Source organism: Pontimicrobium sp. MEBiC01747 (assembly GCF_053601635.1).
In genome coordinates this window covers 1-1,944 of sequence record NZ_JBSHNS010000584.1, presented here as the reverse complement: position 1 = coordinate 1,944, position 1,944 = coordinate 1, and the positions used below count along the sequence as shown (strand labels likewise).

3 protein-coding genes are annotated in these 1,944 nt (G+C 30.7%); all 3 read left to right on the top strand.

Annotation, left to right across the window (positions count from 1 at the left end):
• Nucleotides 1-29 precede the first annotated feature (29 nt).
• The 3 genes from ACVC2P_RS19615 to ACVC2P_RS19605 are packed head-to-tail and all read left to right on the top strand — an operon-like array spanning nucleotide 30 to nucleotide 1,922.
• Nucleotides 30-509: a Dps family protein gene (locus tag ACVC2P_RS19615; RefSeq protein WP_452600143.1), complete on the top strand. Its 480-nt coding sequence runs from the start codon at nucleotides 30-32 to the stop codon at nucleotides 507-509.
• Nucleotides 510-524: 15 nt separating this feature from the next.
• Nucleotides 525-1,052 carry an HdeD family acid-resistance protein gene (locus ACVC2P_RS19610; RefSeq protein ID WP_452600142.1) on the top strand — a complete coding sequence of 176 codons (528 nt, stop codon included), beginning with the start codon at nucleotides 525-527 and terminating at the stop codon, nucleotides 1,050-1,052.
• Between the two features lie 15 nt (nucleotides 1,053-1,067).
• On the top strand, nucleotides 1,068-1,922 hold the full coding sequence (locus tag ACVC2P_RS19605; RefSeq protein WP_452600141.1) for a universal stress protein: 855 nt from the start codon (nucleotides 1,068-1,070) through the stop codon (nucleotides 1,920-1,922).
• Nucleotides 1,923-1,944: the final 22 nt, after the last annotated feature.

Here is a 1,944-nt window from a genome sequence, read left to right as displayed (position 1 = left end):
AAGATTAGATAACTAAGAAAAGTATACTAATGAAAAAATTAAATAATATTGGTCTCGACCCTAAAAAGACTAGTGAACTAGCCATACTACTAAATGATTTGTTAGCTAATTATTCGACGTTTTATCAAAATGTTCGTGGTTACCATTGGAATATCAAAGGAGATAAATTTTTTGAGTTACATATAAAATTTGAAGAATTATATAACACTCTTTTTATTAAAATTGATGATGTAGCTGAGAGGGTTTTAACATTAGGTCATATACCAAACCACAAATATTCAACTTACTTAAATGAAGCATCTATAAAAGAAACCAATGAGGTAACAGATCCTTATAATTCTGTTGCCCAAATTCTGGAAGCTTTTAAAGTGTTACTTACTAAACAACGTCGTATCCTGTCGCTTTCTGCAGAGATTGAAGACGAAGGTACTAATTCGCAGATGAGTGATAATATAAGAGAACAAGAAAAACTGGTCTGGATGTATTCTTCTTTTTTAAGTAATAAATAATTTAATCTCAAAAAAATGAAATCAAAAACACATATCGCATTGGCTATAATAAAAGGGCTAGCTCTTATCGCTTTGGGTATTCTAGTAGTTATAAAACCAATGGAGACAGTAACTGTCTTAACTTTATATTTTGGTGTAGCACTAGTGGTAAGAGGTACATATTTATTAATTACAGGCTTTAAATTGAAAAAAGAAAACAATCGAAAAAGCTGGATAGTACTCAATGGGATAATGGATGCTGTTTTTGGTTTGATACTTTTAATTCATCCAGAAATATCTTTAAACATACTTTCATTTATAATTGGTTTTTGGGCTATTATGAGTGGGTTATTAGAATCTGCCATAGCAACGACTCGCAATTTCAAAAAATCTTGGCCACAATTTCTATTTGGAAATGTAATCTTCATTTTTGGATGGTTAGTTCTATTACACCCCTATATTTCAGGAATTATACTTTCAGATTTATTTGGTGGTCTTCTCATATTTATGGGGTTAGGCTACATATTATTATCAATAGCATTTAATCGATTTTTTAACATATAATTAAAATACGCACTTATGAAAAATATTCTTATCCCAACAGACTTTTCAGAAAATGCATATAATGCAATAAAATATGCCATTCATCTTTTCGAACAGGAAAAGTGTACATTTCATTTCCTACACACTTATACACCAACAGCTTACGCATATGATTTTAACGCTGGCACTGGCTTAATAAGTGTAGAATCATTAAAGAACGAGATAGATTTGGTGTACCAAGACTCTCAAGACAAATTGCGCAGATTGTTAGAGCGTATTATTGAAAATTATCCAAACGATATTCACGAGTTTAACACCATTTCTGCATATAACATTCTAACGGATGAAATTAACACACAAATTGAAGAACGAAACATTGATTTAGTAATTATGGGCACACAAGGTGCTACAGGCGCTCAAGAAGTTTTATTTGGAAGCAATACTTTGTATGTAATGCGTAAAGCAATGTGTCCAGTTTTAGCAATACCTGAAAGTTTCCATTTCAAATACATAGACAATGTATTATTTCCAAGTGATTACAAACACACCTATACAAAAAAAGACGTCCAATCTATTATTGAGCTAGCAGCTTTAAATGAAGCTACGGTTCATACACTTCATATTTCAAATGAAATCGAATTATCTAAAGTACAACGCGAAAACCGAGACAAGATAAATGAATATTTCCGAAATATTAAACACGATTTCAAAGAAGTAGCAGACGAAGACGTTCCAGATGCTATTGCTCACTATATTAGTAATAACCATATAGAGTTATTAGCAATGACAAGAAGAAAACATTCTTTTTTAGAACGTTTGTTATTTAAACAAAATATTAAGGTTATTGGTCTGCATATTAAAATCCCATTTTTAGTGATTCCAGTAAATTGAAAATTATGTTTAAGGTAGAACA

Bases quoted from the DNA above. Each gene is read 5' to 3' on its own strand.
- ACVC2P_RS19615 (WP_452600143.1), top strand. From the start codon at position 30: ATGAAAAAATTAAATAATATTGGTCTCGACCCTAAAAAGACTAGTGAA.
- ACVC2P_RS19610 (WP_452600142.1), top strand. From the start codon at position 525: ATGAAATCAAAAACACATATCGCATTGGCTATAATAAAAGGGCTAGCT.
- ACVC2P_RS19605 (WP_452600141.1), top strand. From the start codon at position 1,068: ATGAAAAATATTCTTATCCCAACAGACTTTTCAGAAAATGCATATAAT.